18 protein-coding genes are annotated in these 17338 nt (G+C 38.1%); 3 read left to right on the top strand and 15 right to left on the bottom strand.

Features of this window, described 5'->3' with window-relative positions:
* Window positions 1–993, top strand: a 993-nt coding sequence (gene kynU, locus ACNKXS_RS09935; RefSeq protein ID WP_417920720.1) for a kynureninase, incomplete at its 5' end; no start/stop codon positions are given.
* A gap of 44 nt (window positions 994–1037) precedes the next feature.
* Here the strand turns inward: kynU and ACNKXS_RS09930 are convergent.
* The 9 genes from ACNKXS_RS09930 to ACNKXS_RS09890 form a co-directional block, all read right to left on the bottom strand.
* A complete protein-coding gene (locus tag ACNKXS_RS09930) occupies window positions 1038–1709 on the bottom strand; it encodes a hypothetical protein (RefSeq protein ID WP_417920719.1) in 672 nt (223 codons plus the stop codon).
* A 35-nt stretch (window positions 1710–1744) separates the two neighbouring features.
* A complete protein-coding gene (locus ACNKXS_RS09925; protein ID WP_417920718.1) occupies window positions 1745–2503 on the bottom strand; it encodes an SDR family oxidoreductase in 759 nt (252 codons plus the stop codon).
* A 63-nt stretch (window positions 2504–2566) separates the two neighbouring features.
* Entirely contained in the window at window positions 2567–2722 is a 156-nt protein-coding gene (locus ACNKXS_RS09920; protein ID WP_141876928.1) for a lmo0937 family membrane protein, read from the bottom strand.
* A 136-nt stretch (window positions 2723–2858) separates the two neighbouring features.
* The gene (locus tag ACNKXS_RS09915) at window positions 2859–4406 is read right to left on the bottom strand and encodes a cryptochrome/photolyase family protein (protein ID WP_417920717.1); all 1548 of its coding nucleotides are present in this window, start codon (window positions 4404–4406) and stop codon (window positions 2859–2861) included.
* Window positions 4394–5674: a DASH family cryptochrome gene (locus ACNKXS_RS09910; protein WP_417920716.1), complete on the bottom strand. Its 1281-nt coding sequence runs from the start codon at window positions 5672–5674 to the stop codon at window positions 4394–4396. Before ACNKXS_RS09910 ends, ACNKXS_RS09915 begins: the two co-directional genes overlap by 13 nt.
* Window positions 5671–5802 (bottom strand): DUF2256 domain-containing protein, encoded by a 132-nt coding sequence (locus tag ACNKXS_RS09905; protein WP_417920849.1) that lies wholly within the window; start codon window positions 5800–5802, stop codon window positions 5671–5673. Before ACNKXS_RS09905 ends, ACNKXS_RS09910 begins: the two co-directional genes overlap by 4 nt.
* A 4-nt stretch (window positions 5803–5806) precedes the next feature.
* Entirely contained in the window at window positions 5807–6457 is a 651-nt protein-coding gene (locus tag ACNKXS_RS09900) for a flavin reductase family protein (RefSeq protein WP_417920715.1), read from the bottom strand.
* Window positions 6458–6532: 75 nt separating this feature from the next.
* Entirely contained in the window at window positions 6533–6778 is a 246-nt protein-coding gene (locus tag ACNKXS_RS09895; RefSeq protein ID WP_141876933.1) for a hypothetical protein, read from the bottom strand.
* Window positions 6779–6865: 87 nt separating this feature from the next.
* Window positions 6866–7972 carry an alkene reductase gene (locus ACNKXS_RS09890; RefSeq protein WP_417920714.1) on the bottom strand — a complete coding sequence of 369 codons (1107 nt, stop codon included), beginning with the start codon at window positions 7970–7972 and terminating at the stop codon, window positions 6866–6868.
* A gap of 202 nt (window positions 7973–8174) precedes the next feature.
* Here ACNKXS_RS09890 and ACNKXS_RS09885 point away from each other — a divergent pair, with 202 nt between their 5' ends.
* Window positions 8175–9518: an FAD-dependent oxidoreductase gene (locus tag ACNKXS_RS09885; RefSeq protein ID WP_417920713.1), complete on the top strand. Its 1344-nt coding sequence runs from the start codon at window positions 8175–8177 to the stop codon at window positions 9516–9518.
* 29 nt (window positions 9519–9547) lie between these two features.
* On the opposite strand, the gene msrA is transcribed toward ACNKXS_RS09885, so the two are convergent.
* The 4 genes from msrA to ACNKXS_RS09865 form a co-directional block, all read right to left on the bottom strand.
* On the bottom strand, window positions 9548–10210 hold the full coding sequence (gene msrA, locus ACNKXS_RS09880; RefSeq protein WP_417920712.1) for a peptide-methionine (S)-S-oxide reductase MsrA: 663 nt from the start codon (window positions 10208–10210) through the stop codon (window positions 9548–9550).
* 1 nt (window position 10211) lies between these two features.
* Window positions 10212–10799, bottom strand: a complete 588-nt coding sequence (locus tag ACNKXS_RS09875; RefSeq protein ID WP_417920711.1) for a hypothetical protein — start codon at window positions 10797–10799, stop codon at window positions 10212–10214.
* A 183-nt stretch (window positions 10800–10982) separates the two neighbouring features.
* Window positions 10983–11762 (bottom strand): zinc ribbon domain-containing protein, encoded by a 780-nt coding sequence (locus ACNKXS_RS09870; protein WP_295178830.1) that lies wholly within the window; start codon window positions 11760–11762, stop codon window positions 10983–10985.
* A 1-nt stretch (window position 11763) separates the two neighbouring features.
* Window positions 11764–12858 carry a Nif3-like dinuclear metal center hexameric protein gene (locus ACNKXS_RS09865; RefSeq protein ID WP_417920710.1) on the bottom strand — a complete coding sequence of 365 codons (1095 nt, stop codon included), beginning with the start codon at window positions 12856–12858 and terminating at the stop codon, window positions 11764–11766.
* A gap of 88 nt (window positions 12859–12946) precedes the next feature.
* Here ACNKXS_RS09865 and lpxK point away from each other — a divergent pair, with 88 nt between their 5' ends.
* The gene (gene lpxK, locus ACNKXS_RS09860) at window positions 12947–13951 is read left to right on the top strand and encodes a tetraacyldisaccharide 4'-kinase (protein ID WP_417920709.1); all 1005 of its coding nucleotides are present in this window, start codon (window positions 12947–12949) and stop codon (window positions 13949–13951) included.
* A 104-nt stretch (window positions 13952–14055) separates the two neighbouring features.
* Here lpxK and ACNKXS_RS09855 read toward each other — a convergent pair whose 3' ends face one another.
* Together ACNKXS_RS09855 and gap are read right to left on the bottom strand one after the other, a co-directional pair.
* Window positions 14056–16284 (bottom strand): hybrid sensor histidine kinase/response regulator, encoded by a 2229-nt coding sequence (locus ACNKXS_RS09855; RefSeq protein ID WP_417920708.1) that lies wholly within the window; start codon window positions 16282–16284, stop codon window positions 14056–14058.
* A gap of 43 nt (window positions 16285–16327) precedes the next feature.
* Window positions 16328–17335 (bottom strand): type I glyceraldehyde-3-phosphate dehydrogenase, encoded by a 1008-nt coding sequence (gene gap, locus ACNKXS_RS09850; RefSeq protein WP_417920707.1) that lies wholly within the window; start codon window positions 17333–17335, stop codon window positions 16328–16330.
* Window positions 17336–17338 lie beyond the last annotated feature (3 nt).

Genomic DNA, 17338 nt, shown 5'->3' with positions numbered 1-17338 from the left:
GTGACCGTTATGAACACGCTCACGGTAAATCTTCATCTTTTGATGGTAAGCTTTTACAGACCTGAAGGGAAACGTTATAAGATCATTTGTGAAGAAAAGGCATTTCCCAGCGATCAATATATGATCTCCAGCCAGGTTCGTTTTCATGGATTTAAACCTGAAGATGCCATCGTAGAGATCAAAAAGCGGGATGGAGAGCATAATTTTAGAACAGAGGATATCCTTCGTAAAATTGATGAAGTGGGAGAGGAATGTGCTCTTGTACTTATTGGTGGGGTAAATTACTACACTGGTCAGGTCATGGACATGGATACTATCACTAAAGCAGGTCACAAAGTTGGAGCCTTCGTTGGTTGGGATCTTGCACACGCAGCAGGAAATATAGAACTAAAATTGAGTGAATGGAATGTGGATTTTGCCGCCTGGTGCAGTTATAAATATATGAATTCCGGCCCGGGAAATGCTTCGGGATGTTTTATAAACGAGAAGTACCACAACAAAAAAGATATTCCCAGATTTGAGGGTTGGTGGGGACATAATAAAGAACGACGATTCTTGATGGAGCCAGAATTTCAACCAGAACCCAATGCAGATGCCTGGCAAATTAGCAATGCACCAGTTCTTGCCCTTGCGCCATATCTTGCATCTCTGGAAATGTTCGCTGAGGTTGGAATGACTAGCTTGCTAAAGAAAAGAGACAAAATTGTCGCATACCTTGAGTTCGTATTGCACGAGATAGACAAGGATGTGGACAGTACTTTTGAAATTATTACTCCTTCAGAACAGAAGGAAAGAGGAACCCAGCTTTCAGTTTTCTTACACGGTGAAGGAAAAGATATCTTCAATTATTTAATGGAGAATGGAGTGATGCTGGATTGGCGTGAGCCGAACGTGATCAGGTTAGCACCTGCACCTTTTTACTGTTCCTATGAAGATATTTATAGATTTGGTCAAATCTTGAAAGAGGGTATACTCTCAAAAAACAGGTCATAAAAAAAGGAGGCACTTGCCTCCTTTTTTTTATGACCTGTTTTGTTCTATTCTACTGTAATGTCATCAAAGAATAACTCAAAACTATCATCCTTGGACTTATGCATGGTAGCAATCTTGATTCCTTTAAAATCTTTATAATCTTCCCAGGTTGTAGCCATTTCACGACCTCCATCTGAAGATTTGTAAACCCACTCACGAATCATGAATTCATCATCGAAATAGATATCGTAGCTATCGCCCGGAGTGTAACCACCATCTTTTGGATAACTTACTGTAAGCATCTGCATTTCGTCTCCGCTAATTGGTGCTGTTGCTTTCTTTGGTTCACTAAGATCTGCCAATGACCATTTTAATTGAAAAGGGAACAATAACCAGTAGGAATCATTCACAAACCGCTGATCGATATATTTTTTATTTTCAGCCAGGCTATCTTTTCTCGTGTAACTCATCACAGAGTCATTTTCGGTGAGACTAATCTTGTTTGTTCCCACATTCCAGTTCCATCGTCTTTCAGATCTAATAGAATCGTTCACTTTTACATTAAAGGTGAACTTAATTTTTTTAATACTATCAAATTCTTTGAAGCCATTGACCATAGCGATCTTTTCATGAACATCAAGGTTTGGATTCTCTTCAGGAGTTACCTCTTTCTTTTTGTCTTCGTTGCAGGAGATAAGCGCAATTCCAGCAAGAAATGTAAGCAGTAGTTTTTTCATAGTTCTAGTTTATTTAAATATAGTTATTCTTTTCATTATAGTGCATTAATGCTCATTCCACCATCAGCTACGATGTTCTGACCGGTTACAAATGAGGAAGCTGGCATTGCTAAAAATGCTACAATGCTGGCAATCTCTTTTGCTTCTGCAACGCGGTTAAGCGGAGTTCTGGAAATAATAGATTTCATTTTTTCCTCATTGTGCAGATAGCCTTCAGTTAGTGGTGTTTTCGTAAACCACGGTGAAACTGCATTAACTCTTATTCCTTCTGAAGCCCATTCTACAGCAAGACTTCTTGTTTGTTGTAATAAGCCTGCTTTGGACATGGCGTAAGGAGTTCCTGTACCAACATCCTGAAGTGCTGCGGAAGATGCGACATTGATAATCGTAGATTCAGCTGAAAGTTTTAGAAGAGGAAATAAGAGTCGGCTGAGCGTAAACGGAGCTACCAGGTTAATGTCCAGAACTTTCTTGTATTCTTCTTCAGAATATTCATGAGCTTTTTTCCGGATATTGATACCGGCATTATTAACGAGTACATCCAGACTACTCCAATTTTCAGAAATCCATTTTAGAACATTTTCAGAATCAGATAATTTTGAAGCATCAGCAACCAGGCCTTTCACTTGATAGCCCTGATCTTTTAATTCATTTTCCAGGTCCTGCACCTCCTTTGATGTTCTGGAAGTGAACAGTACTTTTGCACCCAATTCCAGGAATTGTTCTACACATGCTTTTCCAATTCCTTTCGTTCCACCGGTTACTAATACCTTTTTAGATTCTAATCTCCACATATTTCGATTTTAAACAAAAAACCCTTTGATCGCTCAAAGGGTTAGTATCAATTATATTGAATATTATAGTTTACGACCTGTAAGTAATTTGTACAGGATTAGTATTACAGCTACAACAATAAGGATATGTATGATACTTCCTAAATCTGGGAATGCAAAATATCCAATTAGCCATCCAATTACTAGTAATACGATAATAAGCCAAATTAAATCTCTCATAATGTTCTGGTTTTAGACTGGTTTTATCCTGCCTTTGGTTAATGATTTTTAGTTAGGTGGTTTAATAATTCCAGGACTAAATTAGACAAAGCATTAACCCACTGGTTTTCATTTAACCTTGATTTAACTATAAGTACTAAAAGCGTTCAGGATTTGATATGATTTCTCCCGCACGATTTCTTATTTTCTGCATTTCTTCCGGAGGCTTCTTATCCAGTAGGCTCATCATCATATTCATCCTCTGGTTTCCGGCAAAATGTTCCCGGTTAGCATCCAGAAAATTCCAGTAAAGACTGTTAAATGGGCAAGCATCATCTTCGGTCTTCTTGTTTACTTTATAGTGACAATCCTTGCAGTAGTTGCTCATTTTATTAATGTAACTACCGCTGGAAACGTAAGGTTTCGTTGCAACAATTCCACCATCTGCAAACTGGCTCATTCCACGAGTATTAGTGATCTCTACCCATTCAATGGCATCGATGTAAATTCCCAGATACCACTGGTCAACTTCGTCTGGGTGAGTTTCAGTAAGCAGGGCATAGTTACCGGTAATCATAAGTCGCTGAATGTGATGGGCATAAGCATTTTCCAGACTATTCTTGATAGAATGATGCAGACAATTCATTTTTGTATTCGCATCCCAGTAGAATTCAGCTAGTTTGTTTTGATTTCTAAGTTTATTACTCCGGCGATAACCTGGCATTTCTTTCCAGTAAATACCTCTCATGTATTCTCTCCATCCAAGTATCTGCCGTATAAATCCTTCTACCTGCGAAATATCGATCTCGTCCTTATGGTCGTAATAATAATCCAGAACAGAGTCTATGACTTCTTTTGGACTCAGCATTTTTGTGTTCATGCTGAAGGATAATCGCGAATGGAACAGGTAAGCTTCATCGGTATGCAAAGCATCCTGGTAATCGCCAAAATGTACCAGTAGGTTTTTACAGAAATAATTTAATACTGAAAGTGAGTCCTCGCGAGAGGTTGGCCAGTTGTAATTATTCGCTTCAATAGATCCAAAAGTTTCTACACCAGCATTTTTAATTTCGTCAACTAGATCAGATACATCTTTACGGAAACCTCTTTCGTGTGGAATTTCAGGCTTGCCTTTCCATTTCTGCCGGTTACTCTTATCAAAATTCCATTTCCCTCCTTCAGGATCTTTAGCATTGATCATTAAAATATTGTTTTTCTTTCGCATATCGCGGTAGAAATATTCCATGGTCATTTGCTTCTTGCCTTCGTAAAACCTTTCCAGGTCGCTACGGGTTGTGAAAAAATGTTCAGTATCGAAATTGTTAGTTTCGATCTCCAGATCTTCACATAAACTTTTTAACTGCTCATCAAGACGATACTCATCTGGTAATTGATATTGAAAACTTTCAAAATCATGTTTATCGATCAGGTCTTTTATGTTCTTTTCAAGATTCTGAGTATTATCCTCATGATCGATCTTGTAATAGATAACGCGGTGATCTCTCTCTTCAAGATAGCTGGCAAAATTGCGCATGCTTCTAAAGAAACCTACAACTTTTTGGATATGATGCTTCACATAATCGGTTTCCTGTCGCATTTCCATAAAAAGATATGTAACATCTTCAAGGTCATCCTTGAACCAGCTATGTTGATGATTTAGTTGGTCACCTAAAATAAGTCTCAGCGTTTTTTTTACTTCAGCCATAAATCTTGATAATCATTATCGGGATCGTAGCGATCTGCCTGACTTTTAATATTGAATTTTCTATCGCGTGGATCATTTCCGACTCCGCTATTATACATCCAATTTCCCCAGTTGCTATGTACATCATAATCTATGAGCAAACTTTCAAAATATGCAGCGCCTTTTCGCCAGTCATGTTTCAGTTCCTTCGCGAGATAACTATTCACATTCTGTCTTCCACGATTGCTCATAAACCCGGTATGAGCGATTTCCAGCATATTGGCGTTGACAAAATCCTCCTTAGTATTTCCATCTATCCAGTTTCTAAAAGCTTCATGATCATCATTCCAGTCGTGAGATTTTCCTCGAATTCCTTCTAATTGGAAGATCTCGTTCCCATGCTTAAGTGAGATATACTTGAAGAAGTCGCGCCATATTAATTCAAAGATAAGCCAGTATGTACTCTGATTGCTTATTATTTCTTTTTCATATTGTTTGACCTTGAAATAGATCTGTCTTGGTGAGATGCTTCCATTGGCTAACCAAGCAGAAAGCTTGGAACTATAATCTGTACCAATTAAACCATTTCTTGTTTCCTTGTAAGTTTCCAGGTTCCTCTGTTCAAAGAAGTATTGTTCCACTCTTTTTAATGCTTCATCTTCTCCACCGTGAAATGGAAAAGCAGATCGCTCGTCGGTTTTAAATTCGGTAAAATCAAGGTCCTCTAAACTCGGTATTTCAGTATCATTAACGAATTCAAATTCTTCAATTTTCGAGTTGCTAAGTAGTTCTCTGACTTCTGTTTTCTTCTCACATTTTTTTCTGAATTCAGTAAATACCTTTGGAATATCATTAAAGGAATCATAGGGGATATCGTCAGGATGAAAAAAAAACTGCTGATAATGATCTTTGAATTTAACATCAGGAATAGCTTCCTTCAGATTTCTTTCAACTTTCTTCTCTTCATCTGTCCACTCTTTCTGAAAGTAAATGGTGTCTGTCTGATGCTCTTTTGTAAGTTCAGCGATTTTGACTTCCGGCTTATTCTGAAAAACCAACAGTGGAATATGTAACTTCCGAAGATTATTCCGCAGTTGATGAATAGTTTCTATCAGAAATTTTGCCCTGAATTTTCCGGTTTTTCGAAAGCCTATGTCCAGTTCTTCATAATGTCTGGGATCGAAACAGTATACAGCGATAACTCTGTCGTGATTGCTTGTAGCAGTTGCTATTCCTTCATGATCCTGGGTTCTAAGATCATTTCTAAACCATATTAATCCTGTACTCATTTCTTATTTTTTCTGCATTTATCACTGCAATAGCGCACCTGTTCCCAGTCTTTTTCCCACTTTTTACGCCACGAGAAAGGACGTTCGCAAACCGGACAGATCTTTTGGGGCAAATCAGATTTCTTAATCGTTTTATTCGCTATCTTTACTAAAGAAAGATCTTACTTCCTGTCCTGGGCGGGCGTAATGAAATCTGTCAAGCAGACTTGGGAGGGAATAGCCATCAAGACCATTTACAGCTACTGTACCAGCGTCATCTAACCTCAGCCAGCCATCAGGCATTTGAATGCCTTCATCAAAATATATGTGTTCAATAGACGCAACGACAAGTACGGTGTCATTTTCTTTGATATGGTATTCATTCACGAATTTGCAGCCCAGCTTTACTTCAGATTGCTGCACGTAGGGAGCATGGAATCCATCAAGATATTCCTCATCCAGACCTGTTTTGTTGAATTCTGAAATCTCTTCATCATACTTCGCTGCAGTTTGATGAGCTTGCTCGATCATTTTATCCTGAATATGATTGACCGTAAAGTATTCCGTCTCTCGAATATTATTATAGGTATTTCGAGCAACACTCAGTGGCCTGGTCACAAAACCAAGCATTGCCGGGTTGCTGCCAATATGAGTCACCGAGCTAAATACGGCTACATTGGGATTTCCAGATTTAGATCTGGTAGCAATGAGGTTTGCAGATTTATATCCTGTACAACTATTTACAAGGTTCAGGCGGTAGATTTTTTCCATTTCCTCAATGTCTGAGGCTTTGATATGTTTCATAAAAAAAGGTCAGTTTTTTAGACTGACCTCAAGTTATTGAATGCTTTACTATAAAGCTGTTAATGGATTTTTAAATTAACTCTGATTTTCCATCTTGTTGATGGCCATCTCATATTCTTCCATTGCTTCTCTTACTGCATCTATGTTGTCTGACGCTTTTTGGTGAGCATCTTCCATAACCTTCTCCAGGTTCTTGTCTGGATGCTGGAACAAATCTGTGATCACATGGTTAATTTTATCGATTATACTGCTTTGAGTATTCTTGATATCCTCCAGTTTGTTCAATGTAGACCTCATGTGGTCTAGTTTTTCCTGATCCATAATAATAAATTTAGTTTATCTAATATACCACCTCGCCTTTATGAAGCATTACCAGTTAACAGCTTTTAGAACAGCTTTATCAAAAAATTAGGATTCACGTTGCTTCTCGTAAGCAGGGTAATCTATGTACCCTTCCTTCCCAGGTGTATAGAAAGTATCCTCATTATACTCAGCCAATGGCCATTTATTTTCAAATCTCTCAACAAGATCTGGATTGGAAATATACCATTTTGCATAACTTACAAGATCTGCATCTCCATCTTCTATAACTTTGTTTCCAGATTCTCTGTCAAAACCGGCATTGATCATTAAAGTTCCTTTGTAGATCTTTCGATAGTGTTTCGCAATATCAGTTATAAGGTAAGGCACGTCGCTCACATCTGAGAATGGTTCTGAAAGGTGAACATAAGCCAGATCATAAGCATTTAGTTTTTCCATAATATAATCAAAGGTCTCAATGCTTTCTTCTGAAGCTACAATTCCGAAGATCTTATGCAGAGAGGGATTGAATCTACAACCAATTCTGTTTTCTGGCCACACTTCATTGATGGCATCCAGAACTTCAAAAAAGAATCTTGCCCTGTTTGGAATGCTACCTCCATATTCATCGGTACGCTGATTAGAATTTTTATTGAAGAACTGGTGTATGAGATATCCATTGGAAGAGTGAATTTCTACTCCATCAAAACCGGCATCTTTAGCATTCTGAGCAGCAGATTTAAACTCCTGCACAGTTTCCTGGATCTCCTGAATACTCATTGCTTTTGGATCAACGGTTTTTTCCTGACCATCGGGTGTGTACACGTCTGCATTTGGATTTATAGCACTGGGAGCAAGTGGCTTGTCTCCATTATGGAATTTAGGGTGTGAAATTCTACCAACATGCCATAGCTGAATAAAGATTTTTCCACCATCCTTATGAACTGCTTCGGTAACTTTCTTCCATCCTTCAACCTGTTCCTGCGAATGTATTCCCGCAGTATTTATATATCCAACAGCCCGGGAAGATACCTGTGAACCTTCAGAAATAATTAATCCGGCACCTGCACGTTGAGTGTAATAGGTTACATGCATATCTGTAGGAGCATTTGCATCATTCTCGGCACGGCTTCTGGTCATTGGCGCCATGATCACCCGGTTTTTTAAATTCAGGTCTCCCATCTGGTAGGATTGTAGTAAAGCTTGTTTTTCCATAGTCATAATTCAATTTTTCTTAAAATTACCAGTTTCAGGGTTTTCGGGGTGTTAATGAACTGGTAAATCAAAAAAGAGGTAGCGGAAAGAGTCTCTAAGTCGATGGGACTGCCAGTGAATTGAATATTATTGAGTAATTTCGTGATTCTAATTAATATATTTCTGGAGAGCATTTTACTTGCCAGGAATTAGTTTATACTTCATGCAAAATCAAAAAGAAGTAGCTATTGTAGGATCCGGACTGGTGGGATCTCTATTAGCCATTTTTCTTAGAAAACAAGGTCATAAAGTCACCATTTTCGATAGACGTCCCGATGTTCGTCTGGTAGAATTTTCCGGAAGATCTATAAACCTGGCCATGTCTAATCGCGGCTGGAAAGCTTTAAGAGAGGCTGGAATAGAGGATGAGATCAGGGAGTTGGCGTTACCGCTGGATAAACGGGCGATGCATGTAGACGACAAACCAGTTTACTTCCAGAAGTACGGAGAAGACGGGGAAGCGATCTATTCCATTTCCAGAGGTATCCTTAATCGTAAGATGATAGATCTTGCGGAAGAAGCTGGTGCTAAATTCAGGTTCGAAGAGAAGATTTGGGATGTGGATCTGCCAAATGCTAAGTTGTATACAGGCGAATCTGAAAAGAGCGTCTGGAAAGAATATAAGTTCGATCTTATTTTTGGAGCAGATGGCGCGTTTTCAAGAACCCGTCATAAGATGCAAAGACAAAGCAGGTTCAATTATTCCCAGCATTTTATTGATGTAGGATATAAAGAGCTTACAATTCCTGCGAATGCCGATGGATCCCATAAACTGGATAATGCTTCTTTCCATATCTGGCCTCGAGGTAATTTTATGTTGATCGCAATGCCTAATCTGGATGGAAGTTTTACCTGTACGCTTTTCATGCCTTTTGAAGGAGATGTTTCTTTTGAAAGCATTCAAACAGAACAGCAGGCAGACCAGTTTTTTGAGCAGTATTTTCCTGATATTAAAGATGAAATATCGAATTTAAAGCGAGACTTTTTTAAAAATCCTACAAGTGCAATGGTAACGATCAAATGTTATCCGTGGTCTTATTTTGATAAGATCACTCTGGTAGGAGATTCTGCTCATGCAATTGTTCCATTTTACGGGCAGGGAATGAATGCGGGATTTGAAGACATTTCTGTTTTAAATGAAAAAATGAATCAACACGGGGATAATTGGGAAATTATCTTCGAAGAATATCAAAGAGAACGAAAACCTAATACAGATGCGATCGCAGAATTGAGCTACCGCAATTTTGTTGAGATGAGTAGTAAAACAGCCGATCCATCTTTTTTACTGCGGAAGAAAATAGAAAAGAAGTTCGCTCAGAAATATCCTGAATTATGGGTGCCTTTGTACTCACGGGTCACATTTTCAGACAAAGCGTATTCAGATGCGCTGGATATTGGAGATTACCAGAGAGGAATCATGGATGAAGTCATGAAAATCCCTGGAATTGAAGAAACCTGGGATTCTGAAGAAGTAGAACTTAAGATCAAAGATTTACTCAATAAATAAATAAAAGCTGCCATCTGGCAGCTTTTATTTTAATGTGCATCCTTCTTAAGAATGTCCGGGAACTTTTCCTTAAATCGATTCAGTCTTGGAATTGACACATTCTGAATGTATGGATTTTGAGGATTATTTGCTTCGTAATTTTGATGGTAATCTTCAGCTACCCAAAATTTCTGAAAAGGCAGTATTTCTGCAGCAAGTGGTTTCTGGTAGTCTTTAGCAACTTCAGTTTTCACTTCATTTATAATATTTTTCTGTTCTTCTGTCTGAAAGAATACGATCGAACGGTATTGTGAACCATTATCTGGTCCCTGGCCATTCACCTGCGTTGGGTTTTGAGAACCAAAGAATACCTGAACCAAAGTTTTGAAATCTACAACTTCAGGATCATAAATTACCTCTACTGCCTCTGCATGACCTGTTCTTCCAGTATTGCTTTCTTCATAGGTGGGATTCTTGGTATGCCCACCAGCGTAACCGCTTATTACTTCATCTACTCCTTCAATACTTTCATAGATAGCTTCAACGCACCAGAAACAACCGCTGGCGAAATAGGCCTTTTTCATCCCATCCTGCATCTCAACTTCTACCGGAGTAGCATTTGCAATTTCAGGTTTGGTAACAGATTGTTGTGTGTTTTGATTTCCGCAACCCAGAAGTACAAGGCTTATGAAATTAATAAATAATAGCTTCATGTTATTTAAGTTTATAAGTTCCTTCAAGAGTTTTCTTGCCTAATAATGCATATTCCACGGCAGTCTTACCATCGATTTGAAAACCCTTCCAGTCAAGTTTGTATTCGTTTGCACTTACTTTGCTAAATGTAGCAACCGCTGTGCCAGTATCGAGATCATTCCACGGAAGATCATTCTCTTCACTTTTTAGTGAAGCTCCTTTGTAGAAAACATGAATTTCATTACCTACTTTTTTAAAGTCGGCTTCCATATATAATTCACCGGGCTTCAGGCAAAGTTCTGAACTTTTTCCAGCTTCGATTTCCAGGCAGTAGCATTCGCAGTTAGTATCTTCAGCAAACGCGAGATTGGTATAAGTTCCAGAGTAACCTGTGTTCTTTTCTTCTGGTGTAGTTGTGGTGTCTTTGGTCTTAAGTTCTTCAGATTGATCTGAACTTTGTTCGTTCAAATCTTTAAAACCAGTTTTCTGAGTAGTAATGGTATCTTCTACCTTACTCTCATTTTCAGAATTAGCAGAATCCTTACATCCTGTCATAATTAATATAGCCAGACAGATGGTACAGGTTTTAAATGCAGTGAGTAGTTTCATAACGGGTTAAAGTTAGACTATAATTCACTGAAAATTGTAAAATGAATGTTAATCCAGAGCCCGTGTGAATAGGAGAGTGGCTTAAAAATTAGGCATAAAAAAAACTGCCTGAAAAACTTTTGCTTCAGATCCTAAGATCTTACTGTTATTCTCCAGGCAGTTTAAAGTGTTGCTTAAGAAGTATTAGAACTTCTTGAACATTGATTCCATTTTTTCCTGCTCTTCTTTAGCTAGTTCTTCGTCTACCAGAATTCTACCACTGTGCTCATCTGTGATGATCTTTTTACGACCAGCAATTTCCATGATCACCTGTGGAGGAATAGTAAAGAAAGATCCTCCAGATGCTCCTCTTTCCACAGGAACCACTGCTAAACCATTCTTTACGTTTGTACGAATTCTTTTGTAAGCAGTAACAAGCCTGTCTTCAATGTTCTTCTCGTATTCTTTAGACTTGTCTATTAGTGCTTGCTCTTCTTTCTCAGTTTCCTTCAAAATTTCGTCAAGTTCACTTTTCTTATGCTTAAGGTGAGCTTCTCTTTCAGCTAATTTCTCTTTTGTTTGAGCAATAACTTCTTTTTTCTGCTCGATCTTCGCCTTGTACTCATTAATATGCTTCTCTGAAAGCTCTATTTCAAGTTCCTGGAATTCAACTTCTTTACTTAAAGCATTGAATTCACGGTTATTTCGAACATTCTTTTGTTGCTCAGAATATTTTTTTATCGTCGTCTTAGACTCCTCTATCTGGTTCTTCTTGTTCTTGATATCATTATCAATCACTTCGATATCCGCATCCAGTTTTTCCAGGCGTCTGTTCAAACCTGCTACTTCATCTTCAAGATCTTCAACTTCAAGAGGAAGTTCTCCACGTACATTTCTAATCTCATCAATTCGTGAATCCACCAACTGAAGATCGTACAGGGATCTTAACTTCTCTTCTACAGTAACATCGTTTTTTTTCGCCATATTATAAGTAATGTATTGGATTGGTATTTGTATCTGCTAAAATAAGTGCAAAACTACTAATTTTTTTGCTAAGAAAAGAATATAGTAAATTTTTTGTAAACTGTTCACTTTCATAGTGTCCAATATCTGCAACGACCAACTTTTGCTCAGCTTTGTAGTAATCATGATATTTTAGATCTGCCGTGATGAATATATCTGCACCAGCACTTTTTGCATTCTCGATGGCAAAGGCTCCGCTACCTCCCAGAACAGCAACTTTTTTAATAGGTGATTTAAGTATTTCAGAATGACGAATTCCATTGCTATTAAATGCTTCCTGAACTTGAGTTAAGAAGCTTTTCCCATCTACAAGAGTTTCGAGTTCCCCGATCATGCCCATTCCTAGCTGCTGGTTCCTGTTTTCAAGACTATGAATCTCATAGGCAACTTCCTCATAAGGATGACTTTGAAACAAAGCTTTCAATATTTTGGATTCGAGGTGTTTCTTATAGGTTATCCCAATTTGCATCTCATCCTCAAAATGAATTGTGCCTTTTTCACCAACTACGGGATTTGAATCTTCGTTTCCTTTGAAGCTTCCGAAGCCTTGAACATTAAAACTGCAATTATCGTAATTTCCAATATTACCTGCACCCGCCTGGAATAAAGCTTCTCTCACTTTAGCAGCATTTGAAACCGGAACATAGGTTTGCAGTTTTTTGATGCTATCGCTTCGAGGGATCAGGATCTGCCTGTTCACAAGTCCCAGCTTTTCAGCGATCATATCGTTGACACCTTTGTGCTGATTGTCTAAAGCAGTGTGAATCGCATAAATCGCAATATCATTCTTAATTGCTTTAAGAACGGTACGCTCCACATAATTTTTACCGGTTAGCTTTTTTAAACCTGAAAATATGATTGGATGAAAGCTTATGATCAGGTTGCAGTTTTTAGCTATTGCTTCATCTACGGTAGACTCCAAAGTATCCAAAGTTATAAGTGCTCCTTTCACTTCTTCGGAAGCGTTTCCTACCAGCAAACCTACGTTGTCGAAATCTTCAGCATAATCAAGCGGTGCAAATTCTTCTATTATAGTAATTACTTCTTTAATAAGCATATTTTGATAATTTTGCCAGAAGCCTGGAAATTAAATTGTCTGCGTAATTCTTAGACTTCAGACTCAAAGATAATTATATTAAGCGTTTATGCCGAATCCCAGAAAATTGCTTTTACCTTTTTCCGTAGTCTACAAAACTGTGACTGGAGTTCGAAATCAATTATATGATCAGGGATTTTTTAATTCCTTGAAATTTGATATTCCTGTAATCGCCGTTGGAAATTTAAATATGGGAGGCACCGGAAAATCTCCCATGATCGAATATCTTATTCATCTGCTTTCGAAGGATGTTAAGCTTGCGACATTAAGTAGAGGTTACAAACGTGAGAGTTCAGGGTTCCAGATTGTGGAAATCAACGACACTGCGAGTAAGAGTGGGGATGAGCCTCTTCAGTTTAAGAAAAAATTCCCAGAGATCACGGTAGCTGTAGATGCCAATAGGGTAGAAGGAATCAACAGGTTAAAGAAGTCCGGTTCCAAACTTATTTTGCTGGATGATGCGTTTCAACATCGAAAAGTGGAGGCTGGGTTGTATATTCTACTTACCTCTTATACCGACCTTTTTACAGAAGACTTTGTACTCCCAGCTGGAAATCTCCGAGAGTCACGTCAGGGCGCCAGTAGAGCCAATATAGTGGTGGTAACCAAATGTCCGCAGAATCTTGATGAAACTAAACAGGAAGAAACTCGGTCAAAGATCAAGGCATATTTTAAAGGACCGGTTTTCTTCAGTAGTATCATATATTCTGAAATGATCTTCGCAGAGAAAGAATCTAAGCTACTGAAGGATATCGAACAGAAAGATTTCGTGCTTGTTACGGGAATTGCCAATCCCGTTCCAATGATTTCATACCTCGCTGAAATGGATATTGAACTAAAACATTTTAAGTTTTCAGATCATCATAATTTTTCAACAGATGAAATCGAAAACCTGAACACCTTCGGGAGTATACTTACCACAGAAAAAGATTACATGCGTTTGAAAAGTACAAAACTTGCCAGGAAGCTTTATTACCTACCTATTCAAACCAAAATAATTTCTGATGCTGAAAAGTTTAATGAACTAATTTTGAGTTACGCACAAAAAAAATGAGGTGCGAAGCACCTCATTTTATCTCGGCTAATTCAAATTATATGTGTTTGTTGTCTTCAATATAATTTTACTAGCATTTACTTTACAAAGGCTGTGCCATTTTTCTAAACTGTTGTTTCTCTGGCAGCTAGATACTTATTGATCTTGTGGAAGAACTCTTCTGTCTTATAAGGTTTGGGGATAATATCATTGAAACCGTTCATGTAAAATTCGTCTAGATTATCATCTAGAGTTACTGCGGTTAACGCAATGATCGGTATGTCAGGATTGAACTTTCTAATTTCTATGGTAGCTTCTATTCCTGAGATTCCAGGCATATGAATATCCATAAGGATAAGATCAAATTCATTATTTTGAACTTTCTCGATCGCAATAGTACCATTGTCTGCGACATCACAGATCACTTTGTTCTTCTCAAGGATCTTGCGTGTGATCATTTGATTGATCTTATTATCTTCAACGATAAGGATATTTTTATCCTTCATAATATCGTTAGTAAGAACGATATCTTTAGATGGTGATACTGGTTCAGCTGGTTTAGTTTCCAGAGTTTCAGCTTCAAATTGCAATTCAAAAGTGAAAGTGGAACCTTTCCCAAGATCGCTCTCCAGTTCAATTTCAGAATTAAGAAGACTTAGAAGGTTTTTGACAATGGATAAACCAAGTCCCGTTCCTCCAAATTTTCTGTTGATCTGGGTAGAACCTTGTGTAAAGTTTTCGAAAATTGCCTTTTGCTTCTCTTTACCAATTCCTTCACCATTATCCTTTATCTCAAACAGAAGTGAAACAAACTTCCCATCCTGGCGGGTTTTATTTACCGCGATCCAGATATCTCCATCTTCCGTAAACTTGATAGAGTTACCAATAAGATTAATGAGAATTTGAGAGACTTTTAGAGGGTCTCCAATTAGTTTAGCTGGAATGTCCTTATCATAGGAGAAATGTAATTTCGTATTCCTGTCATCTGCGGAATTCTTTAACGCAATCAATACATCTGAAATACGCTTTTCGAGATCAAAGTTAGTCTTAACGATCTCCACTTTGTTCGCTTCGAGCTTATTGAGGTCGAGTATATTATTGATGAGGGAAAGGAGATATTCACCTGAAAATTTCAATGAATTTAGATGCTCTTTCTGACTTTCTGTAGGGCTTTCTTCTAACAGTAAATGGGTTAGTCCTGTCACCGCATATAAAGGTGTTCTCAGCTCGTGTGTTATGGTAGTTAAGAATTGAGCTTTTGCCAGAGAAGCTTTCTCAGCATTTTCCTTAGCCAGTATCAATTCTGAATTCTTCTTTTGAAGTAACTCGTTCGCTCTAGCACGAAGATTGTTGTTTTTATATAAACTCAATGTTAGCAGCGAGAGAATTGTAATAAGAGCTACACTAAGTATTGTAGTTAGTTTGTTAACTTTTAGCGTCCTTTCATTTTCCGCCTGCTGGGCCGTTAGCTGATCTACCGTAGATTTCAAAGCAGAATTACCAAGTCTGGCATTCGCTTCAGTTGCAAGAGCTTCCTTATTAACATCGAAAATAGTTTCTCTTATCTTATTACCCTGTTGAAGTAATTCGAGTGCGCTGGCATAGTTCCCTCTTTCCTGAGCAATTTCACTTAGCAAATTGTAGCTATACATGACCATACCCGTATAACCTGCTGCTTTTGATATTTCAAGCGATTTTTTAGCTGACTGCTCTGCTCGTTCGTAGTTTCCATCGTATTGAAATGCGCGAGCCATAAAATAGTTTAACCGGGTTTTTTCATATTGATTGTCTGAATCACTGAGATAGATTTCTGCGTTTCTTAATTCGGTCAGTGCTCTGGGCTTTGTATTATTATCAGCAAAATAAATTACGGCTCTATTCAGGGCAATAATTCCTAGTTGTTCCCGGTTGTCTTGCTGAGTATAGTATTTTTCTGCAAGCACAAGGTAGTTTAAAGCTCGATCAAATTCTTTTTTGGATGTAAGTATTTTGGAATAAAGTACATAAGAATAATTAAGGCCTGCGTCATCATTGATCTCTCTTTGAATGGACATAGCTCTATCCAACTGCGTTATACCTTTATCATATTCGTGCCTTACATGATACATACGACTTAGAATCGTACTGGTAAGCGCGATGTAACTCTTAGCGTTTATACGTTTTGATAATTTAAGTGACAGATCTAGTTGTTCCTGGGCTTTGTCAAAATTCATGGTATTGATAGAAACCTCGGCTTCATTCAACAGTTCTTTGATCTGTTCAGGTTTTGGGTTTTCTTCATCGATCGTGGACTCCTGGAATCCAAAGATGGCGAAGCAACATACTAAAAGGATGAAACGCTTGAAGTTTTTCATTATGGAAAAATAGCTAGCAGCTTTAATAAGTTGTTAAATATAGCTATTTATCGTTAACAAGTGAAATTAAATCGATAAGACGATTAGAGTAGCCAATTTCGTTGTCATACCATCCTATTAACTTGATGAGCGTACCATCGATGACTGAAGTCATTCCAGCGTCAAAAATGCAGCTATATTTATTATCAAGGATATCTACAGAAACTATAGGGTCTTCAGTATACTCCAGAATTCCAGACATCTCATTTTCTGCAGCATTCTTGAAAAGTTGGTTTACTTCTTCAATGCTCGTTGATTTTTCAACATTAAGTGTCATGTCTGTAAGAGATCCATTAGGAACAGGAACTCTAATTCCGCATCCACCTATGACCTCACTAAGGTCAGGGAAAATTCCTGTTAAGGCCTTCGCCGCTCCGGTGGTAGTTGGTATGATAGATTGTGCTGCTGCCCGACTTCTCCTTAGATCCTTATGAGGTTTATCATGTAAGCTCTGATCTGATGTATAGGAGTGAACGGTTGTTATATAAGCCTGAGTAACTTTTAAGCGATCATGGACCACCTTTAGCATAGGGGCTGCATTATTAGTCGTACAGGAAGCGTTCGAGATGATCTTCTCGTCGCCCGTAAGTATATGTTCGTTTACCCCAAGTACGATCATCTTAATTTCATCGTCTACTGGTGGAACCGAAAGTATCACCTTCTTTACCCCATCCTTCAGATGAGTTAACAGAGCTTCAGTAGTTTTGAATTTTCCGCTGCATTCTACTACCATTTCCGCTCCAAAACTATTCCAGGGAATATCTGCGGGTTTTTCGAAATTTAGCAAAGGAATAGAGCGACCGTCAACAATTATTTCACTGTCGCTCGCAGAAATATCATTGAATATTCTTCCGTGGATGCTATCATACCTCAGCAAATGTGCGAGACTGCCGGCTTCATGAATATCATTGACAGCAACAACCTCTATCTCGGGATGACTTAGCAAAAGTCGGAATAGGTTTCTGCCAATCCGGCCAAAGCCGTTAATGGCAATTTTTACAGGACCCGCCATGTA

Source organism: Christiangramia marina (assembly GCF_048285865.1).
GTDB classification, from domain to species: domain Bacteria; phylum Bacteroidota; class Bacteroidia; order Flavobacteriales; family Flavobacteriaceae; genus Christiangramia; species Christiangramia marina.
This window is presented reverse-complemented; position numbering and strand designations above follow the sequence as displayed.

Bases quoted from the DNA above. Each gene is read 5' to 3' on its own strand.
- ACNKXS_RS09900 (WP_417920715.1), bottom strand. From the start codon at position 6,457: ATGAAACATATCAAAGCCTCAGACATTGAGGAAATGGAAAAAATCTAC.
- ACNKXS_RS09890 (WP_417920714.1), bottom strand. From the start codon at position 7,972: ATGGAAAAACAAGCTTTACTACAATCCTACCAGATGGGAGACCTGAAT.
- ACNKXS_RS09885 (WP_417920713.1), top strand. From the start codon at position 8,175: ATGCAAAATCAAAAAGAAGTAGCTATTGTAGGATCCGGACTGGTGGGA.
- msrA (WP_417920712.1), bottom strand. From the start codon at position 10,210: ATGAAGCTATTATTTATTAATTTCATAAGCCTTGTACTTCTGGGTTGC.
- ACNKXS_RS09920 (WP_141876928.1), bottom strand. From the start codon at position 2,722: ATGAGAGATTTAATTTGGCTTATTATCGTATTACTAGTAATTGGATGG.
- ACNKXS_RS09865 (WP_417920710.1), bottom strand. From the start codon at position 12,858: ATGCTTATTAAAGAAGTAATTACTATAATAGAAGAATTTGCACCGCTT.
- ACNKXS_RS09930 (WP_417920719.1), bottom strand. From the start codon at position 1,709: ATGAAAAAACTACTGCTTACATTTCTTGCTGGAATTGCGCTTATCTCC.
- ACNKXS_RS09875 (WP_417920711.1), bottom strand. From the start codon at position 10,799: ATGAAACTACTCACTGCATTTAAAACCTGTACCATCTGTCTGGCTATA.
- ACNKXS_RS09910 (WP_417920716.1), bottom strand. From the start codon at position 5,674: ATGAGTACAGGATTAATATGGTTTAGAAATGATCTTAGAACCCAGGAT.
- ACNKXS_RS09895 (WP_141876933.1), bottom strand. From the start codon at position 6,778: ATGGATCAGGAAAAACTAGACCACATGAGGTCTACATTGAACAAACTG.
- ACNKXS_RS09925 (WP_417920718.1), bottom strand. From the start codon at position 2,503: ATGTGGAGATTAGAATCTAAAAAGGTATTAGTAACCGGTGGAACGAAA.
- ACNKXS_RS09855 (WP_417920708.1), bottom strand. From the start codon at position 16,284: ATGAAAAACTTCAAGCGTTTCATCCTTTTAGTATGTTGCTTCGCCATC.
- lpxK (WP_417920709.1), top strand. From the start codon at position 12,947: ATGCCGAATCCCAGAAAATTGCTTTTACCTTTTTCCGTAGTCTACAAA.
- gap (WP_417920707.1), bottom strand. From the start codon at position 17,335: ATGGCGGGTCCTGTAAAAATTGCCATTAACGGCTTTGGCCGGATTGGC.
- ACNKXS_RS09915 (WP_417920717.1), bottom strand. From the start codon at position 4,406: ATGGCTGAAGTAAAAAAAACGCTGAGACTTATTTTAGGTGACCAACTA.
- ACNKXS_RS09870 (WP_295178830.1), bottom strand. From the start codon at position 11,762: ATGGCGAAAAAAAACGATGTTACTGTAGAAGAGAAGTTAAGATCCCTG.